This is a genomic window from Qipengyuania aurantiaca, assembly GCF_019711375.1.
GTDB classification, from domain to species: domain Bacteria; phylum Pseudomonadota; class Alphaproteobacteria; order Sphingomonadales; family Sphingomonadaceae; genus Qipengyuania; species Qipengyuania aurantiaca.
Map to the genome: position 1 here is coordinate 556,182 of NZ_CP081295.1, position 17,055 is coordinate 573,236.

At 64.5% G+C, this 17,055-nt stretch carries 12 protein-coding genes; 8 read left to right on the forward strand and 4 right to left on the reverse strand.

What is annotated here, in order from left to right; genetic code table 11:
- Positions 1 to 60: 60 nt before the first annotated feature.
- Genes K3148_RS02700 through K3148_RS02710 form a run of 3 tightly spaced genes read left to right on the forward strand, consistent with a single transcriptional unit; the run spans position 61 to position 4,775 of the window.
- Positions 61 to 1,599, forward strand: coding sequence for a putative bifunctional diguanylate cyclase/phosphodiesterase (locus K3148_RS02700; protein ID WP_247711622.1), 1,539 nt, complete (start codon positions 61 to 63; stop codon positions 1,597 to 1,599).
- Entirely contained in the window at positions 1,596 to 3,374 is a 1,779-nt protein-coding gene (locus tag K3148_RS13835) for a methyl-accepting chemotaxis protein (protein WP_247711623.1), read from the forward strand. Before K3148_RS02700 ends, K3148_RS13835 begins: the two co-directional genes overlap by 4 nt.
- Positions 3,375 to 3,431: 57 nt before the next feature.
- Positions 3,432 to 4,775 carry a methyl-accepting chemotaxis protein gene (locus K3148_RS02710; protein WP_221425803.1) on the forward strand — a complete coding sequence of 448 codons (1,344 nt, stop codon included), beginning with the start codon at positions 3,432 to 3,434 and terminating at the stop codon, positions 4,773 to 4,775.
- Positions 4,776 to 4,832: 57 nt separating this feature from the next.
- On the opposite strand, the gene K3148_RS02715 is transcribed toward K3148_RS02710, so the two are convergent.
- Together K3148_RS02715 and K3148_RS02720 are read right to left on the reverse strand one after the other, a co-directional pair.
- Positions 4,833 to 8,171, reverse strand: coding sequence for an amidohydrolase family protein (locus tag K3148_RS02715; RefSeq protein WP_221425804.1), 3,339 nt, complete (start codon positions 8,169 to 8,171; stop codon positions 4,833 to 4,835).
- Positions 8,172 to 8,253: 82 nt separating this feature from the next.
- Entirely contained in the window at positions 8,254 to 9,282 is a 1,029-nt protein-coding gene (locus tag K3148_RS02720; RefSeq protein WP_221425805.1) for a LacI family DNA-binding transcriptional regulator, read from the reverse strand.
- A 104-nt stretch (positions 9,283 to 9,386) separates the two neighbouring features.
- Between K3148_RS02720 and K3148_RS02725 the strand changes: the two genes are divergently transcribed.
- The 4 genes from K3148_RS02725 to K3148_RS02740 are packed head-to-tail and all read left to right on the forward strand — an operon-like array spanning position 9,387 to position 14,607.
- The gene (locus tag K3148_RS02725) at positions 9,387 to 10,808 is read left to right on the forward strand and encodes a polysaccharide biosynthesis protein (protein ID WP_221425806.1); all 1,422 of its coding nucleotides are present in this window, start codon (positions 9,387 to 9,389) and stop codon (positions 10,806 to 10,808) included.
- Between the two features lie 43 nt (positions 10,809 to 10,851).
- Positions 10,852 to 12,243: a hypothetical protein gene (locus K3148_RS02730; protein WP_221425807.1), complete on the forward strand. Its 1,392-nt coding sequence runs from the start codon at positions 10,852 to 10,854 to the stop codon at positions 12,241 to 12,243.
- 57 nt (positions 12,244 to 12,300) lie between these two features.
- A complete protein-coding gene (locus K3148_RS02735) occupies positions 12,301 to 13,818 on the forward strand; it encodes a flavin-containing monooxygenase (protein ID WP_221425808.1) in 1,518 nt (505 codons plus the stop codon).
- Positions 13,819 to 13,851: 33 nt separating this feature from the next.
- On the forward strand, positions 13,852 to 14,607 hold the full coding sequence (locus K3148_RS02740) for a competence/damage-inducible protein A (protein ID WP_221425809.1): 756 nt from the start codon (positions 13,852 to 13,854) through the stop codon (positions 14,605 to 14,607).
- Between the two features lie 117 nt (positions 14,608 to 14,724).
- On the opposite strand, the gene rplA is transcribed toward K3148_RS02740, so the two are convergent.
- Together rplA and rplK are read right to left on the reverse strand one after the other, a co-directional pair.
- Complete coding sequence (gene rplA, locus K3148_RS02745; protein ID WP_221425810.1) at positions 14,725 to 15,417, reverse strand: 50S ribosomal protein L1; 693 nt, start codon at positions 15,415 to 15,417, stop codon at positions 14,725 to 14,727.
- A gap of 4 nt (positions 15,418 to 15,421) precedes the next feature.
- Positions 15,422 to 15,853, reverse strand: coding sequence for a 50S ribosomal protein L11 (gene rplK / locus K3148_RS02750; protein ID WP_221425811.1), 432 nt, complete (start codon positions 15,851 to 15,853; stop codon positions 15,422 to 15,424).
- 436 nt (positions 15,854 to 16,289) lie between these two features.
- On the opposite strand from rplK, the gene K3148_RS02755 reads away from it, so the two are divergent.
- Positions 16,290 to 16,991 (forward strand): PspA/IM30 family protein, encoded by a 702-nt coding sequence (locus K3148_RS02755; protein WP_221425812.1) that lies wholly within the window; start codon positions 16,290 to 16,292, stop codon positions 16,989 to 16,991.
- The last annotated feature ends 64 nt before the right edge of the window (positions 16,992 to 17,055 follow it).

Below are 17,055 nucleotides of genomic sequence, written 5' to 3' on the forward strand. Positions count from 1 at the left end.
CGAATGCGCGTTACCGCTTGCGAGGTTCGGATGGAATTGGCCATCGAGGGAGATTCTCGCGTGCGTTCACATACGGAAATGGCTCAGCAAAGCACCCGCGTGATGATTTTCGCGCCGCTTGCTGCCCTTGGCGGGATCGTCAGCGTCACGGCCATCCTCGCTCTCTTCGGTCCGCAGTTCGGCGTGGGCTCCATGAAGGCGGTGATCGGCGGCGGCTTTGTTGCCCTGCTCGCCAGCATCGGCGGCTTCGCGGTCATGGGCATCAGGCACCTCAAGAAGCTCGAGCGCCTTTCGAATAGCGACGCCCTGACCCTCCTTCCCAACCGCCGCGCCCTGCACCGCGACATCACCGAAATGATGTCGCCCGATCAGGAGGTCGCACTCGCCATAGTCGATCTCGATGGCTTCAAGATCATCAACGACCATTACGGCCACATCCTCGGCGACGCGACGATCAAGGAGATCGCCCGCATCATCCGCGACATCTGCGGGGAAGAGGCCGATCTCTATCGCCTCGGCGGGGACGAATACGCCGTCCTGATGCATGGCGAGCTCGCCGGCACGCTGCTCGAAGGCCATTGCCGCCGGATTATCGAGCGGCTCGCCAAGTCGATCAAGGTCGACAACCGCCGCCTTACGCTGGGCGCCAGCATCGGCCTTGCCCGCAACGCGCCGGGGCAGGAAGTCACCTCGTCGGAACTGCTGCGCCGCGCCGATGTGGCGATGTACGCCTCCAAGCGAGGCGGCAAGATGCGCTGCACCTGGTTCAACGAAGCCTTCGACCGCAGCCGCGAACAGATCAAGCAGCTCGACGACGAACTGCGCCAGGCGCTCTCGCTCGGCGAGTTCCGCATGCATTACCAGCCGCTGGTCGACAGCACGACGCGCAAGGTCGTCTCGGTCGAGAGCCTGCTGCGTTGGGAACGCCCCGACGGCAAGTCCATCGGACCCAACACCTTCATACCGGTCGCCGAGGAATCGGGCCTGATCAATCCCATCGGCCTTTGGGTCCTGCGCCAGGCCTGCTGCGACGCGCTGGAATGGGAAGGCGTGACCCTCTCGGTCAACATTTCCGCCGCCCAGCTGCGCAATCCGGAATTTCCGATCCAGCTCGGCCACATCCTCGAGGAAACCGGCTTCGATCCCGAACGCCTCGAACTCGAAGTGACCGAGACCTGCCTCGTGCTCGACCCGGTGGTTGCCGAGCGCAGCCTCAACCTCATCCGCGGCTTTGGCGTCAGCGTCGCGCTGGACGATTTCGGCACAGGCTACGCCTCGATAGGCTTCCTGCGCCAGTTCCGCTTCGAGAAACTGAAGCTCGACCGCAGCCTCGTGGTGCAGGCAAGCGAGGACGATTCCAGCCGCGCCATGATGCTTTCCAGCATCACCATGGCCCGCGCGATGAAGATGGAAGTCACCGCCGAGGGCGTGGAAACCGAAGAACAGGCCGACATGGTCCGCGCTGCCGGGTGCGACCAGATCCAGGGCTGGCTCTATTTCAAGGCCATGCCGGCTGACCAGATCAAACAGCATCTCGGGCAGGAAATCCTGTCGTCCGAGAGTTCCGAAGACGATGACCGGGGGGTCAAGGTAGCATGAACGCATTTTCGCACGATTTCGGCGCGGCCGAAGTCGACACCAGCAAATACTATTCCGACGAGATCGCCGAAGACCGCGCGATCCTGGCCGACATCGGTGCGGGAAGCGAAGGCCTGCGCGGCAAGTTCGCCGACCTTTCCATCGGCAGCAAGCTGAGCCTCGTCGCCTTTGCGAACATTGGTGCGGTGGTTGCGATCCTCATGTCGATCGTTCTGGGCGGATGGCTGGCGATCGAATTGCGCAAGGAGCGCATGCAGATCTCCGAGCTCATCGTGCTCTCGACCGAGCTCACATCCGGAGCCGACGCGGCACAACTGCAAATCCAGCGCTATGCCCTTTACGGCGATACCACGTCACTTAACGCAGCTCGCGCTTCGTTGCAGGATGCGCGCCGCGACCTCAACGCCATCGCCACCCAGGTCAATGAGGTGGCTCCGGCCCAGGCGGCGGCCATCGCCGAACTGCGCGCGGGCCTCAACACCTTCAACGATCGCCTCGCCCAGCTGAAGGGCCAGAGCGATCTGACCACGCGCCTTGGCGTTGCCGAAGGCGCTCTTGTCGAAGGCGCTGAATTCAATGAACTGACCAAGCAGCTGAAGACCGCGCTCATCGAAACCGGTCAGGCAAGCGATTCGCGCGGCCAGTCAAACATTTTCATCCTCATGGTGGCCTTCTTCCTCGTCGCTATCGCCGGTATCGTGCTGATCGTTCTTTCCACCCGCATCATCGCGCGCGACATTTCCGGCACGGTAAGCGAACTGACCGATGCTTCGGAACGTCTCGCGACAGGGGACAAGTCCATTACAATTCCGGGTCTTGAACGGCGCGATGAACTGGGCGGCCTCGCCCGCTCGCTGCATGTCTTCCTGCGCGCCGCTTTCCGGTTCGAGAAGATGGCCGAGGAGAAGGAAGCGCTTCGTGCGGAGCGCGGGCAGGACCTCCAGCGCCTTGCCGCGCAGTTCGAAAGCACCGTGGGCGAAGTGGTCAACGGCGTCGCCGCAGCCTCCAGCCAGCTCAATTCAACCGCTGCCGCGATGGCGGCCAGCGCCGAACAGGCGACGCAGCAGACCGCCAATGTGAATTACGCCATGGAGCAGGCTTCGGGCGGCGTCACTGCGGCCGCAGCCGCCTCGGACGAATTCGCCATGTCGATTGGCGAGATCAGCCGCCAGGCCTCGCACTCGGCCGAACTCGCCCGCAAGGCTTCGGACGACGCGGAAGGCGCAGACGCGACCATCTCCGCCCTCGCCTCTTCGGCCGAACAGGTCGGCCAGATCGTCGAGCTGATCCAGTCGATTGCCCAGCGCACCAACTTGCTCGCGCTTAACGCAAGCATTGAAGCCGCGCGCGGCGGGGAAGCGGGTCGCGGCTTTGCCGTGGTGGCGAGCGAAGTGAAGGAACTTGCCGCCCAGACCAGCCGCGCGACCGAGGAAGTGGCCGAGCAGATCCAGGCCATGCAGGCCTCGACCGGCGCCAGCGTCAACGCGCTGCGCTCCATCGGCGACCAGATCAAGCAGCTGGAGACCACCGCTATCTCAATTGCCAGCGCGGTCGACCAGCAATCGGTCGCCGGACAGGATCTGGCGCGCAGCATCGATCTCGCCGCGCGTTCGACCGACGAAGTTTCCGGCAGCGTGGTGCAGGTGCGCGAAGCCAGCATCGCGACCGGTGCCGCCGCCAGCCAGGTGCTCGGCTCCGCCACCGCGCTCGAATCGCAAGCGGGCGTTCTGCGCCAGCAGGTGGAAGTATTCTTGCAGCATGTCCGGGCTGCCTGATTTGGTGACCATCAAGCGCCAGTAGAAAAGGCGCGGGTTTTTGGGGGAATAGGTGCCGTGAACGCTCATACGACAAGGATCGAAGAAGAGCTCAGCCAGGAGATCGCCGCCGTCGAAGGCGCCGAGATCGAAGATATTCGCCACACCGGCGGCTTGCATGGCTGGTTCATGGCAAAGAATATCGCTGCCAAATCGAAGATAGCTTCCGTTTTCACCCTGGGTGGCGTTCTGACGATTTCGGCCATCGCCGTCGTCGGACTCTCCAATCCCGAATTCGCGGGAACGGCGCGCACGCTCGTACTCGTTCTCGCCGCCGTGTCGGCTTTGGGAGCAATCCTCAGCCTGCGTTTCATCCTGCGCGATGTCATTGCGCCCTTCCAGCACGTGTCGACAGAAATGGCGCGGCTTTCGCAAGGGGCACGCGATATCGAAGTGGGCGACACCAGCCGCCCCGACGAGATCGGCGACCTTGCGCGAGCGTTGGCCGTTTTCGCCCGCTCCGGTCACAAGCTCGATGAACTCTTCGCCGGCCGCAAAGCCGCGTCCGAACAGCGCAAGCAGGAATTGATGCTGCTCGCAGACAGCTTCGAGAAGACCGTGGGCGACGTTGTCGGCGGCGTTGCCGCGGCCTCGAGCCAGCTCAACGCCACCGCCGGTTCGATGGCGGCCGCAGCGGAACAGGCTTCGGGTCAGGCCAACGATGTTAGCCGTGCCATGGAGCAGGCCTCGGGTGGCGTGACCGCAGCCGCAGCCGCATCGGACGAATTTGCCATGTCGATCGGCGAAATCAGCCGTCAGGCCTCGCACTCGGCCGAGCTCGCCCGCAAGGCCTCGGACGATGCGGAAGGTGCGGACGAGACCATCTCCGCCCTTGCCGCTTCGGCCGAACAGGTCGGCCAGATCGTCGAGCTTATCCAGTCGATTGCCCAGCGCACCAACCTTCTCGCCTTGAACGCCAGCATCGAAGCCGCGCGTGGCGGCGAAGCAGGCCGCGGCTTCGCCGTGGTGGCGAGCGAGGTGAAGGAACTCGCCGCGCAGACGAGCCGCGCGACCGAGGAAGTCGCCGAACAGATCCAGGCCATGCAGTCCTCGACCGGCGCCAGCGTCAGCGCGCTGCGCTCGATCGGCGACCAGATCAAGCAGCTGGAAACAACCGCTATCTCCATCGCCAGCGCGGTCGACCAGCAGTCTGTCGCCGGACAGGACCTCGCGCGCAGCATCGACCGCGCGGCGCATGGCACGGATGAAGTGTCCACGCACCTCGCCAGCATGCGCGACACCAGCATGGCCGCCGGCGCTGCCGCCAGCCAGGTGTTGTCCTCTTCCAGCGATCTCGAAGGCCAAGCGACGACCCTGCGCGACAAGGTCGACGAATTCCTGTTCCACATCCGCGCGGCCTAATCTCCCGCGCTTGCTAGCAAAGGGCGGCCCGGCGCATTGCCGGAGCCGCCCTTTTTCCTATTCCCACCAGTAAGGCAGGCGGCGGCTGTCGCCGGTCTCGACCTCGTGCATGGTACGCGCGTCGTAGAGACGGCCGCCCAGCATCACTTGCGCGATATCGTCCGAATTGCGGATGTTCTCGGCCGGGTCGGCGGTGAGAATCAAGAGGTCGGCCAGCTTGCCCACTTCGAGGCTGCCGATATCCTGGACCATGCCGAGCGACTTGGCCGGTTCGATCGTGCCTGCGCGCAGCGCCTCGACCGGGCTCATGCCGCCGCGCACGAAGCTCCACAGCTCCCAATGCGCCGCGATGCCGGGCTGCTGTCCGTGGGCGCCAATGCTGACCTTGACCCCGCGTTCGGCGAGCTTCTTGGCCTCGCGGGCCGAGTTGTCATCGACAAAGGCCCAGTCGGGCGCGGTGACACGGCGACCCGTCTGCGCGAGCAGCAGGCGCGGCGGCGTATGGACGAGCAGCGGGTTGTCGAACACATCGGTAGCCTGCCGCCAGTAAGGATCGGCGGCCAGACCGCCGTAGGTCACGGTCAGCGTCGGCGTGTAGTTCGTGTCCGAACCGCCGAACATCTGCAGCACGTCTTCGTACATGACATCGACCGGGAGATTGTGCTCCACGGTCGAATTGCCGTCGGCGACGAGGTTCATGTCCATGCCGAAGAGCGAACCGCCCTCAGCCACCACCAGCATATTCTCCGCCCGCGCGGCAGCCACGACCTGCTGGCGCTGCTCGCGCCGGGGCTGGTTGTAGTTCTTCACGCTGATGCCGCCCTGCGCCTTGATCCGGCGGACATGGGCGAGCGCATCTTCGTAGCTGTCGATCCGGGCATAGACGCTCGGCGCCTTGGCCCCGTAGATGATCTCGCCGGTCGAGAAGATGCGCGGGGCGAGCAGCGTCCCCGCCTGCTGGCGTTCGGCCGCTGCGAAGATCATGCTCGCGCTCGACGAGGGATCGTGGATCGTCGTCGTTCCCATGGCGAGGTTCTGGACCTGCGACCAGTTCTGCTGCGGGATCAGGTCGCCCGTCCCCTGCGCGCCATGGGCGTGCGCGTCGACCAGGCCGGGGATGATCGTACGCCCTGTGGCATCCACCACAGTCGCGCCCGAGGGTAGTGGCACGCTCGCGGCAGGACCGATCGCGGCAATACGATCGCCTTCGATCAGGATCGTGCCGTTCTCGATCGTGCCGGCACCCTCGCCCGCCATGGTGTGGATACGCGCGCCGGTGATGGCGACCACGCCGCGGGCCTTGTCGGCACGGACCGTGCGGGCCAGCGAGGTGCCGCGGTCGGGCGGCGTGAATTTCGGCGCTTCATCGCCCGGCGCGCTCGGCGTCAGGGCTGCGGTGCTGGCGCGGTAGAGGACCGGGCCCATCGACCAGTGCAGCGTCGAACCGTTATCGGCCCAGCCGATATAATCCGCGCCGCCCTTGCTGACTTTCGTCACAGGCAGCGAGCTGGCTTTCTCGCCCACGGTGACCGTCTGCCCGCCGGGCAGCAGCGGCATGGCGAAGACTTCGTAATTCTGCCTAAACGCCACGTAATCGCCGCGCGGGCTTACACGGAAATCGTTCGCCAGATCGCCCTGGGCGTGGACGCGGCGCGCCTCGCCGTCGAGATCGGCGGAGATCAGCTGCAGATTGCCGCCCTCTCTTGCGAGCATGAAAATCCGTTCGTCATCCGCGCCGTATTGTGGGGTTGAGGTGTCTCGCGCGACAAGGCGCGGCGTTCCGCCGCTGGCCGCAACAGCGTAGACGCCCTCATTCTCCGAGTAAGTCGGCGAGGTAAGGTAGCCGCCGCCGCGCTTCTCGAACACGATGGTGTCGCCATCGGGCGAGAATTGCGGGACCGCATAATGCCCCTGCTGGCGAGTGACCACGCGCTCGTTCCGGCCGCGGGCATCCACCGTGACGATCCGGCCAAGCCCGGCATCCGTCCAGCGCACGAAGGCGATCCGATCCCCGTCGCGCGACCATGCCGGCCACAGCTCGAGACTGTCATCGCTGCCGGAGACGAGCCGGCGCGGAGCTGCATCGCTGCCCACCGGTTTTACATACAGCTTGCCGAGGCTTTCGAAGACGACGGTGCGACCGTCGGGCGAAACGCTGGCGAAACGCGGGATCTTCGCAGTGAAGCTGTCGGGAGCGACATCGATCACCGGGTGCGGCGCTTCGGCCACCATGCGCGTGTCGGAGATACGGAACGGGATCACATCAGCGCCAGATCCGTCTGCGGCCACGCGGTTGAGCTTGCCGCCCGCCCAGACGACCATGCTTTTCCCGTCGGGCATCCAGTCCATCATCGGGTAGACGCCGTAGACCGCCCAGGTCTCCTGCAGGTCGAGGTCGAGCGCGCCGAAGATCATGCGCTCTTCGCCGGTCGAAAGGTCCTTCACCCACAGCTGCGACTGGTCCTTGTCGCGGCGCACGAAGGCGAGGCTCTTGCCGTCCGGCGACGGAGTCGGACGCACAGCTCCGCCAAACCCGCCAACCGCCGTTGTTACTTCGCCGGTGTCAATGTCGTAGCGCTCGATATTGAAGATGCCCTGCGTCGAATCCTGCGCGTATTCGAAGGTCGCGCCCGGCGTGATGTTGCGGGTGTAGTAGATCGCGTTGCCGTCGGGCGCGTAAATCGGTTCGCCCAGTTCCTTCTGCACCGCTTCGCTGGCACGCTTGACCAGCTGGACACCGCCCCCGCCCGAGACGTGATAGAGCCAGATTTCGCCCGTGCCCGCGCTGCGCTGGGTGGTGAAGTGCTTCTTGGCGACGATGTAGCGCCCGTCGGGCGACCAGCTGGGCTGGTTGAGCAGGCGGAAGTCCTCCTTGGTGACCTGCTGCTTGTTCGAACCATCGGCATTCATCAGCCAGATGTTGTCGCCGCCGCCACGGTCCGAAATGAAGGCGATGCGCGAGCCGTCTGGCGAAAAGCGCGGCTGGATTTCCCAAGCCAGCCCGTCCGCGATCCGCGTCGGCGTGCCGCCGGAAACGGGCATGGTGTAGATGTCGCCCAGCATTGAGAAAGCCAGCGTGCGCCCATCGGGCGAGACGGCCACATCCATCCAGGTGCCTTCATCGGTGTTGATGGCAACTTCGCGCAAGGTAGCGCCGCGCGGGGCGGTGATGTCCCACCCTTCGCCCCTCGCCTCCTCGCCCGCAATCGGCACGTTTGCAGGCGCAGCATCGACCGCCTCGCCGCTGCCTTCGGGCGGCAGTTCGTCCTGCGAGGCGTCGACCTCCTGCTCCTCGACCGGATTGGGGCTCGGCTCGGGCTCCTGGTTCTGCGCGAAGGCAGGTGCGGAACCCGCGCAGAGCACGAGCGCGAGGGCGGAAGCGATGCTGGTTTTCATGTCTCTTAGCTCTCCCCTAGAGAATTGCGGGGAGGCTTAGACCGACCGGAGCGGGCTTGGCAAACGACCAATCCACGAACGTCTAACGCGCGCTGGCACGCTCCACCAGACGCACGGGCACGCGGCGTTCGGTCCGCTCGCCGTCTCCGGCCAGCGCCGTCTCGACCAGCAGGCGGCCCGCCTCGGCGAAATCGGGCTCCACCGTTGTGAGCGGCGGGTTGCTGAATTCGCCCGAGCCAAGGCCGTCGAAGCCGACCACGCCGAGCGTGCCGGGCACCTCGATCCCGCGGGTCGACAATTCCTCCAGAGCGCCGAGCGCCATGGCGTCGCAGGCGAAGAAGAGGCCGTCGAAAGCCTCGCCGCCCTCGTGCAATTGGCCGATGGCGTTTCGGCCCTGCGACACGCGATCCTCGCCCTCGGACACCAGCGGATCGCGCGGGGCGAGTCCGGCCTTTTCCATCGCCGCACGATAGCCTTCGTAACGTTCGCGAAACTGTTTCTGCGAGGAATTGGGGTCGCCCACGAAGACGATATCCTTTGCGCCACCAGCGATGAGGCGCTCAACCGCGAGCCGTCCGCCTTCGAGATTGTCCGAGCGCACCCAGACCGCGTCGTCGAAGGGAGAGCCCCAGAAGGCGATCGCGCTGCTCGCATCGGCCACGGTGCGGAAATAATCCCAGGCCGGTTTGTTAGTCGCCGTGCCGATAACCACTACGCCATCGGCCTGCCGCCGCCCGACGTAGTGACCGAAGAGCTCTTCCTCCTTCGCCTGGAAGGAAACCAGCGCCTCGTAGCCGCGTTCGGCGGCGGCGGCGCAGGTGCTGCCAAGAAGGCTGTAATAGAAGGGATTGATCGCCGCGGGGCCCTGCCCGTCGCGCCCGATCACGACGATGGCGATGGTCCCGGTCTCGCCCTTGCGCAGGCCCGCGGCGCGCATGTTGACGTGATAGCCGAGTTCGGCAGCGGCCTGTTCGACCCGCCGACGGGTAGCCTCGGTGATGGTTTCCGATCCCGATAGCGCGCGGCTGACGGTGGACTGGCTCACCCCGGCGCGTTCGGCGACATCGATCGACGTAACCCGATGGGGGCGTCCGTTACCCTCTTTCGTCATGGCATCTCCTCAAGCCCGTCCCCGCCCTAGCCCACAGTTTGCGCCAAGGCGAGAGCGAGCGCCGCTTGCAGCGGGTCCCAACTCGTGGAAAAGCGCGTAACAGGATGGACGAGGGGAAAGCAAATGCCGCCGAGGAGGCGCAAGGTCCTGCTGCGGGCAGCGGGAGGCGGATAGCGCGCGGGCTGGCGGCCAACCTCGCCTCGATTGGCACGCGCATCCTCGTGCAATTCGCAACCCTGCCCATCTTCTTTGCCAACTGGAGCCCCGAGCGGGTCGGCACCTGGCTGATCGTGTTTGCCATTCCCGTCTATATCGCGCTGGTCGGCAACGGTTTTTGCGGCGCCGGGGGGACATCCTCCCTCGCTGCGGCGCAGGCCGGAGACATGCGCGCTGCGCGAACGAACTTCCGCGCGGCATGGACGATTTCGGCCATGAGCACCGCCGTGCTCGCGCTGCTGTTTGCGGGAACGGCCATGTTCCTGACGCCATCGCTCATCGAGCCGCGCGCCGAGGTCGAGATCTGGGACATCGCCAAGGCGGCCGCGTGGCTCTCCCTCTATATTTTCGCGTCGAACCAGATGGCCGTGTTCGATATCCCGTTCAGGGTCGCCGGCCGCTATCCCGACCACATCTTCCTCTTCAACGCCACGAGCCTGCTCGAGATCGTCGTCATCGCCGCGGCTGTCACCTTTTCGCAGAGCCTCGCGGTCCTCGCCATGTCGCTCGCGCTCTTCCGCTGTCTTGCGGCGGCTTACATCCTTTATACAGCGCGCCGCGCCGAGCCGCGCCTGTTCAAGGGCGAGCATGACCCGGTGTCGAGCCGCCTTGGCGAGCTCTGGAAACCCTCGCTCGCCTTCATGATGCTGCCGCTCATTTACGGTCTCAACCTGCAGGGCTACGTACTGGTCGTGAGCGCGGCCTTCGGCGCCGTCGTGCTGGCGGGCTTCGTTGCCACCCGCGTCCTGACGCGGATGCTCGACCTCGGCACCAATATCGCCTTTGCCATGCTGTTCTACGAAAGCGGCTATCTCGAGGCAGACCGCAAGGCCATCCAGCGGCGGATGCTGGCGACGGTGACCGCCGGATCGCTGGTTCTGGCAGTGGGTTTCACCGTGGTCCTGATGTTGCTGGGTGCCTGGGCGCAGGACCTCTACACGCTGGGAGAAACCCGCTTTGCCCCCGCCGTTGCGCTGGTGCTGGTCTGCGCCTCGACCTTCCGCGCGCTGTCGGCCGCCCCGATTGCCATCCTCGCGGCCGAGAACGCCCACCCGCCGGTCATGACACGCTATCTTGCCGGTTCTGCCGCGGCGCTCGCGCTGGCTACCCTGTTCGGCGCGGCGGACCTGCCGCTGCCCGTGATCCTCTTGCCGATCATCGCGGCGGAGGCGAGCCAGATGGTCCCCGCCATGTCGCGTGCCCTTGCGCATCTCAAGATCGCCCCTGCGGACTTCCTTCGCACTCTCGTCTCGCGCGAGAGGATTTCCGACGTGAAAGCGCTGATACACACGCTCGGCAAGAAGGCATGAGCGTCTTGCGCCCGTGCCCGAACGAGCGATAGACCTGCGCCCCGTGTACGAGTTCCTCCTCCTCGCCTCGGTCGTCCTGCTGGTCTTCGTGACCATCGTCTACCTGCGGCACCCGGCAGCCTCGATCGCGCATCCGGCGAGCTTCTATCTCGCCTTTCACGCTTTCATCTTCGTGCTGCGCCCCATCGTCGCGCGCTGGTACGAGTTCGATTTCGTCTACCAGCTCTACGAATTCATGCCCTCGATGGAGACCAAGATCACGGTCATCCTTGGCGCGAACCTGTGCATGGTCACCTTCGTGATCGTGTCGCTGTGGATCGCCTCGAAAGAGCGGCGCGACATTCTGCGGCGCGAATACGACGCGTTTCGTACCCGGATGTTCTGGCCGATCCTGTCCGCGGTCGGCCTTGTCACCCCGCTCGCCCTCGCTGCGCTGATCAGCAATTGGGAGCGGCGGGTGAACAATTTCGAGAGCATGGTCCGCGATGCATCCACCGGCGCGATGGTCAACATCCAGGGCAACGGCTGGTTCACCGATTCCGCGCTGATGATGGCGCCCATGTCGGTGATGATGGTGTGGCTGTCGCGCTATCGCTGGTGGGGCTGGGCCTATTTCGCGGTCTTCGCTTTCCTGCAGGCGGGCACGGGATCGCGCCACGCGATCATCTACGCCATTTCGGCCATTGCGATATGCTGGCTGCTGGAGACCGGGCGCAAATGGTTCGACTGGCGCGCGGTTGCGCTGGCCTTGGTGGCGGCGGTCGCCTTCAACCAGATCGTGATCGACCGCGGCGGCGCTGTCCGCGCCCTGATCAGCGACGATCTTTCCGACGGCTATATCGACGAAGAAGCGCTCGACCCGCTCGAGCATATGGATTTCGCCAATCTCGAATATTTCGAATACATGGTCTACGCGGTGCCGGAGCGGACCGGCACTTACGACTATTTCGCCCACACCCTCCAGATCTTCACCGAGCCGATCCCGCGCGCCCTGTGGGAAGGCAAGCCGGTGGGTTCCCCCATCCAGCACTTTTCGCTGTGGGATTATGGCCGCCCCATCGGGATGACAGGCTCGCTGCCGGGGATCGGGTGGATGAGCCTCGGCTATCCGGGCATCGTCATCCAGGCGAGCATCTTCGCGCTGATCTTCGGCGGACTCCACCGCCTGCTGCTGGTCAACCGCGCCAGTCCGCTGGCCCGCCTCGCCTATGCGCTGGCGATCTCCATGACGGTGCTCGGCTTTAGGGACGGCACGCTTCTTACGCTGCTGCGCTCGACACCCTTTTACTTCGGTCCGCTGGCGCTCGCCGTGTTCTTCTGGTGGCTCGCCACACCCCGAGGCACAACAGTCGCGCAAGTGCCGTCCGCAGGCCATCCCTCGCCTGCCGAGCGCCGCCGCGCCCTTGCCGCGCGAGCCGAAGAGAAACCGCAATAGGTTGCACCTCGCAACTCGTGCTTCCCCTCTCGCGTCGCTTGGGTTAGTCTGCGCCTCATGGGAGAGAGACCAGCAAGCAACCGCGCCACCGATTTCGATGTGCTGATCGTCGGCGCCGGCATTTCCGGCATCGGCATGGCCGCGCATATGCGGGAGAAAGCGCCCGATCACACATTCGCCATCGTCGAACGGCGCGAAAATCTGGGCGGCACCTGGGACCTGTTCCGTTACCCCGGCATTCGCTCGGACAGCGACATGCACACGCTGGGCTTCGATTTCGAGCCGTGGAAGCATGAGAAGAGCATTGCCGATGGACCGGCCATACTCGACTATCTCGACCGCATCGTCGACGAGCGCGACATTCGCCGCCACATTCGCTTCGGCCACAAGGTCGTCGCTGCCGACTGGCGCGAAGCCGATGCCCGCTGGCACGTGACGCTGGAAACCGAGGATGGCGAACGCAAGAAGCTGACCGCGAACTGGCTGTATCTCGGATCGGGCTATTACGACTATGACGAGCCCTACGATCCGGGCTTCGACTTCGGGGACTTTACCGGGCAGGTCATCCATCCGCAGTTCTGGCCGAAAGACCTCGACTATGCGGGCAAGAGCGTGGTGGTCATCGGATCGGGGGCGACGGCGGTTACAATCGTGCCCTCGATGGCGGACAAGGCGGCAAAGGTCACCATGCTCCAGCGCACGCCGACCTGGATGTTCTCGCGTCCGGCGAAGGACGGGTTCGCGAATTTCCTGCGCAAGGTGCTGCCAGAAAAGCTCGCCTATCGCATCACCCGCTTCAAGAACATCAAGCTGCAGGACATCGGCTTCAAGCGGGCGCGCACCAAGCCCGAGAAGGTGAAGCAGTTCCTGCACAAGAAGATCACGAAGATCATGGGGAAGGATTACGACCTTGCCCCCTTCACCCCGCCCTACGATCCGTGGGACCAGCGGCTCTGCCTCGTGCCCGACGACGATCTTTTCGAAGCGATCAAGGGCGGCAAGGCCGAGGTCGTCACCGGTCAGATCAAGGCCTTCGAAAAGGGCGGCGTGCGGCTGAAGGACGACAGCTTCCTGCCCGCCGACATCGTCGTCACGGCCACGGGCCTGAAGCTGGCCGTGGCCGGCAAGATCAGGCTGTCGGTCGAGGGCGAAGCGGTCGATCTGGCCGAGCGCTTTTATTACAAGGGCTGCATGTTCTCGAACCTGCCCAACCTTGCGGTGGTGTTCGGCTATCTCAACGCCAGCTGGACGCTGCGTGCCGATATCAATTCCGATTACGTGTGCCGCGTGCTCAACGTGATGAAGGCCAAGGGTGCGGAGGTTGCCGTGCCGGTCCTGCCGCAGGATCACGGGTTGGAAGAGGACGATATTTTCGACTTTTCTTCCGGCTATATCCAGCGTTCCAAGCACATCATGCCCAAGAACGCGCTGCAATATCCCTGGCGGCTCAACCAGGAATATGTGCTCGACCGCAAGCGCATGGCCACCGACCCGGTCGAGGACGGCCTGCTCCGCCTGCGGGGGCGGCAGGAGGCCGCGACCGGCGACAGAGAGAAACTGGAAGCAGCAGAGTAGCTTTCACGCGCTGCACGCATTAGGCCGGGCGTCATGACCGATCGCATCTACACCGCCGGGCTCGTCGTCATCGGTGACGAAATCCTTTCCGGCCGCACGCATGACAAGAACATTGCGCAGGTCGCCAGCTGGCTGCAGGTGCAGGGCATTCGCCTGTCCGAAGTGCGCGTGGTGCCCGATGTGGTGGCGAAGATCGTCGAGGCGGTGAACACGCTGCGCGAGAGCTATGACTACCTCTTCACCACCGGCGGGATCGGGCCGACGCATGACGACATCACCGTCGATGCCGTGTCGGAGGCGCTGGGCGTCGACGTCGTCATCCATCCGGAAGCGCGCGCGACGCTGGAAGCCTATTACGCCGACAAGGGCGGGCTCAACGAAGGGCGCCTGCGCATGGCCCGTGTGCCGGAAGGAGCCGAGCTCATTCCCAACCGCATGTCGGGCGCGCCGGGCATCCGCATTGAGAACGTCCACCTCATGGCGGGCGTGCCGCATATCACCGCCGGGATGCTCGATGCGCTGACCGGCACGCTGGAAGGCGGCGCGCCGTTGCTGTCCGAGACCATCGGCGGTTTCATTCCCGAAAGCGAGGTCTCGACCCTGCTGCGCGATGTCGAGAAGGCGCATGAGAACTGCCAGATCGGCAGCTACCCCTTCTTCAAGGAGGGCAAGGTCGGCGCGAACTTCGTCATCCGCTCCACCGACCGCGTCGCGCTGGACGCCTGCCTCGTTGCGCTGACCGCTGGCCTGGACGAGGCCGGCTTCGCCTATACGCCGGGCGGGATTTGATCGGACAAAGAGAAAGGGCCGGAAGTTTCCCTCCGGCCCGTTTCTGTTTGCGCTATCGCCTATCGGCTACTTGAGCGCGAACGCCCTCAATTAGCGAAGCGGTAGGGCGAAAAAGGCTTACGCACCCTCGACTTCGCCGAGATCGACCTTGAGGCCGGGGCCCATCGAGCTGGTCAGCGTGACCTTGCGGACATACTTGCCCTTGGCGCCAGCCGGCTTCGCCTTGACGATGGCGTCGGTCAGAGCCTTGAAGTTGGTCTTCAGGTCTTCGTCCTTGAACGACAGCTTGCCGATGCCTGAGTGGATGATGCCCTGCTTTTCCACGCGGAATTCGACCTGGCCGCCCTTGGCGTCCTTCACGGCCTGTTCCACGTTCGGCGTAACGGTGCCGAGCTTCGGGTTCGGCATCAGGCCCTTGGGGCCGAGCACCTTACCGAGACGGCCGACGACACCCATCATGTCCGGGGTCGCGATCACGCGGTCGTAGTCGAGGTTGCCGTTCTGCATGTCTTCCATGAGATCTTCGGCACCGACCTTGTCTGCGCCGGCAGCAAGAGCCTTCTCGGCGTTGTCGCCCTTGGCGAACACGGCGACGCGCACGTCCTTGCCGGTGCCGCTCGGGAGCGAGACCATGCCGCGGACCATCTGGTCGGCGTGGCGCGGATCGACGCCGAGGTTCATCGCGACTTCGACGGTCTCGTCGAACTTCGCCTTGTGCTCGCGCAGCGTGGCGAGTGCTTCGTCCACGGTGTAGAGCTTTTCGCCGTCCAGCTTCGCGCGGACCTGCTGGTTCTTCGTCTGCTTTGCCATGTTCTTAGCCCTCCACCACTTCGAGGCCCATCGAACGCGCGGAGCCTTCGATGATCTTCATGGCCTGGTCGATGTCGTTCGCGTTGAGGTCGACCATCTTGGCTTCGGCGATTTCCTTGATCGCGCTCTGCTTGATGGTTCCGGCCGAAACCTTGCCCGGCTCCTTCGAGCCCGACTTCAGCTTGGCAGCCTTCTTGAGATAGAACGATGCCGGCGGCGTCTTGGTGACGAAGCTGAACGAACGGTCGGCATAGACGGTGATGACCGTCGGGATCGGGGCGTTCTTTTCAAGGTCCTGCGTGGCGGCGTTGAACGCCTTGCAGAATTCCATGATGTTGACGCCGCGCTGACCCAGTGCCGGGCCGATGGGGGGCGACGGGTTTGCAGTGCCCGCGGGCACCTGCAGCTTGATATAGCCTTCGATCTTCTTGGCCACGATTGGCCTCCTTTCACACTGTCGGCCGCCTCTTTCGAGGGGGCCTCATGTTGAGCGGTCGAGCGGCTTGCCGTGAGGCACTCCTCCCGCGTGGAATCCCATGACTGTCGCTTGGGAAGGCGCGCACATAGCGATTCTGCCCGTAAATGCAAGCCTGAGCACGTCCTGTAGGACGCCGTTTGGATTGGCCCGGCGCAGTCCCGACAGAATGGAGCGGATGGAGCACGGTCCTGCGGCGAAATCCAGTCCGAGGGCCACGATCAGACGAGGCGGCGGCGGGAAGCAGGTAAGGTAGGGCAAAATCATGGCCGGACCTTATTCGTCTACGCCCGTGTAGGAAAACGGATGAACAGCCCAAACTGCGCTTCCTATTTCTTCTCGAAGCGTTAACAATTGACCGGTAAGAAATTCGGGACTTTCAAAGGGGGACGCTTTCATGTTTCGTATTGCCATCCAGGTGAAGGAACTCATTTCCAGCAACGTCACCAGCGCGATCGACAGCGCTTCGAACCCGGCCAAGATGCTGGCGCGCCTGCAGCGCGAAATCGAAGAGGCTCTGGTCGGCCTGCACGGCGAAGTGTCGAAGGCCCGCCGCCAGAAGGACCGGCTCGAGAACGAACTGACCCAGGCCGAACTGCGCGAGGCCGACTGGTCGGATAAGGCCCAGATCGCCATGGACAACGGTCGCGAGGACCTTGCCCGCCAGGCGCTTATGGCGCGCGAGGATTGCCGCGCCGGGATCGAGCGGGTGAAGCAGGACATCGACCGCCTTTCCGCCGACATCACCGAAATGGAAGCGGCGACGCGCGAACTGGAAGCCAAGCGCGAGGACGTGCGCCAGCGCCACGCAGACCAGACGGCGGCTGACGGCAACGCCAGCGGCTCGGGCGCAGTCAGCGGCTACGCCAGCCGCACCGAACGCCGCATGGACCACATCGAAACGCTGGAAAAGCGCACCGCCTTCGCCACCGAAGAGAGCGCGCCGTGCCGCGGCAACGCCTCGGTCGAACGCGAGATCGAGGAAATGCGCCGCAACCGCAAGATCGAGGAAGAACTCGCCGCCATGCGCTCGGACGATAAGCCCGCACCGGCGAAGAAACCGGCAAAGAAGGGCGGAAAACGCAGCAAGGCCGCGTGATCGCTGCGCCATCGAATGTTAGGGCGGTGCTGCAAGGTGCCGCCCTTTTTTATGCGCGCGGCAA

Coding starts and splice junctions, on each gene's coding strand:
- K3148_RS13835 (WP_247711623.1), top strand. CDS start 1,596: ATGAACGCATTTTCGCACGATTTCGGCGCGGCCGAAGTCGACACCAGC.
- K3148_RS02715 (WP_221425804.1), bottom strand. CDS start 8,171: ATGAAAACCAGCATCGCTTCCGCCCTCGCGCTCGTGCTCTGCGCGGGT.
- K3148_RS02720 (WP_221425805.1), bottom strand. CDS start 9,282: ATGACGAAAGAGGGTAACGGACGCCCCCATCGGGTTACGTCGATCGAT.
- K3148_RS02725 (WP_221425806.1), top strand. CDS start 9,387: ATGGACGAGGGGAAAGCAAATGCCGCCGAGGAGGCGCAAGGTCCTGCT.
- K3148_RS02735 (WP_221425808.1), top strand. CDS start 12,301: ATGGGAGAGAGACCAGCAAGCAACCGCGCCACCGATTTCGATGTGCTG.
- K3148_RS02740 (WP_221425809.1), top strand. CDS start 13,852: ATGACCGATCGCATCTACACCGCCGGGCTCGTCGTCATCGGTGACGAA.
- rplA (WP_221425810.1), bottom strand. CDS start 15,417: ATGGCAAAGCAGACGAAGAACCAGCAGGTCCGCGCGAAGCTGGACGGC.
- K3148_RS02755 (WP_221425812.1), top strand. CDS start 16,290: ATGTTTCGTATTGCCATCCAGGTGAAGGAACTCATTTCCAGCAACGTC.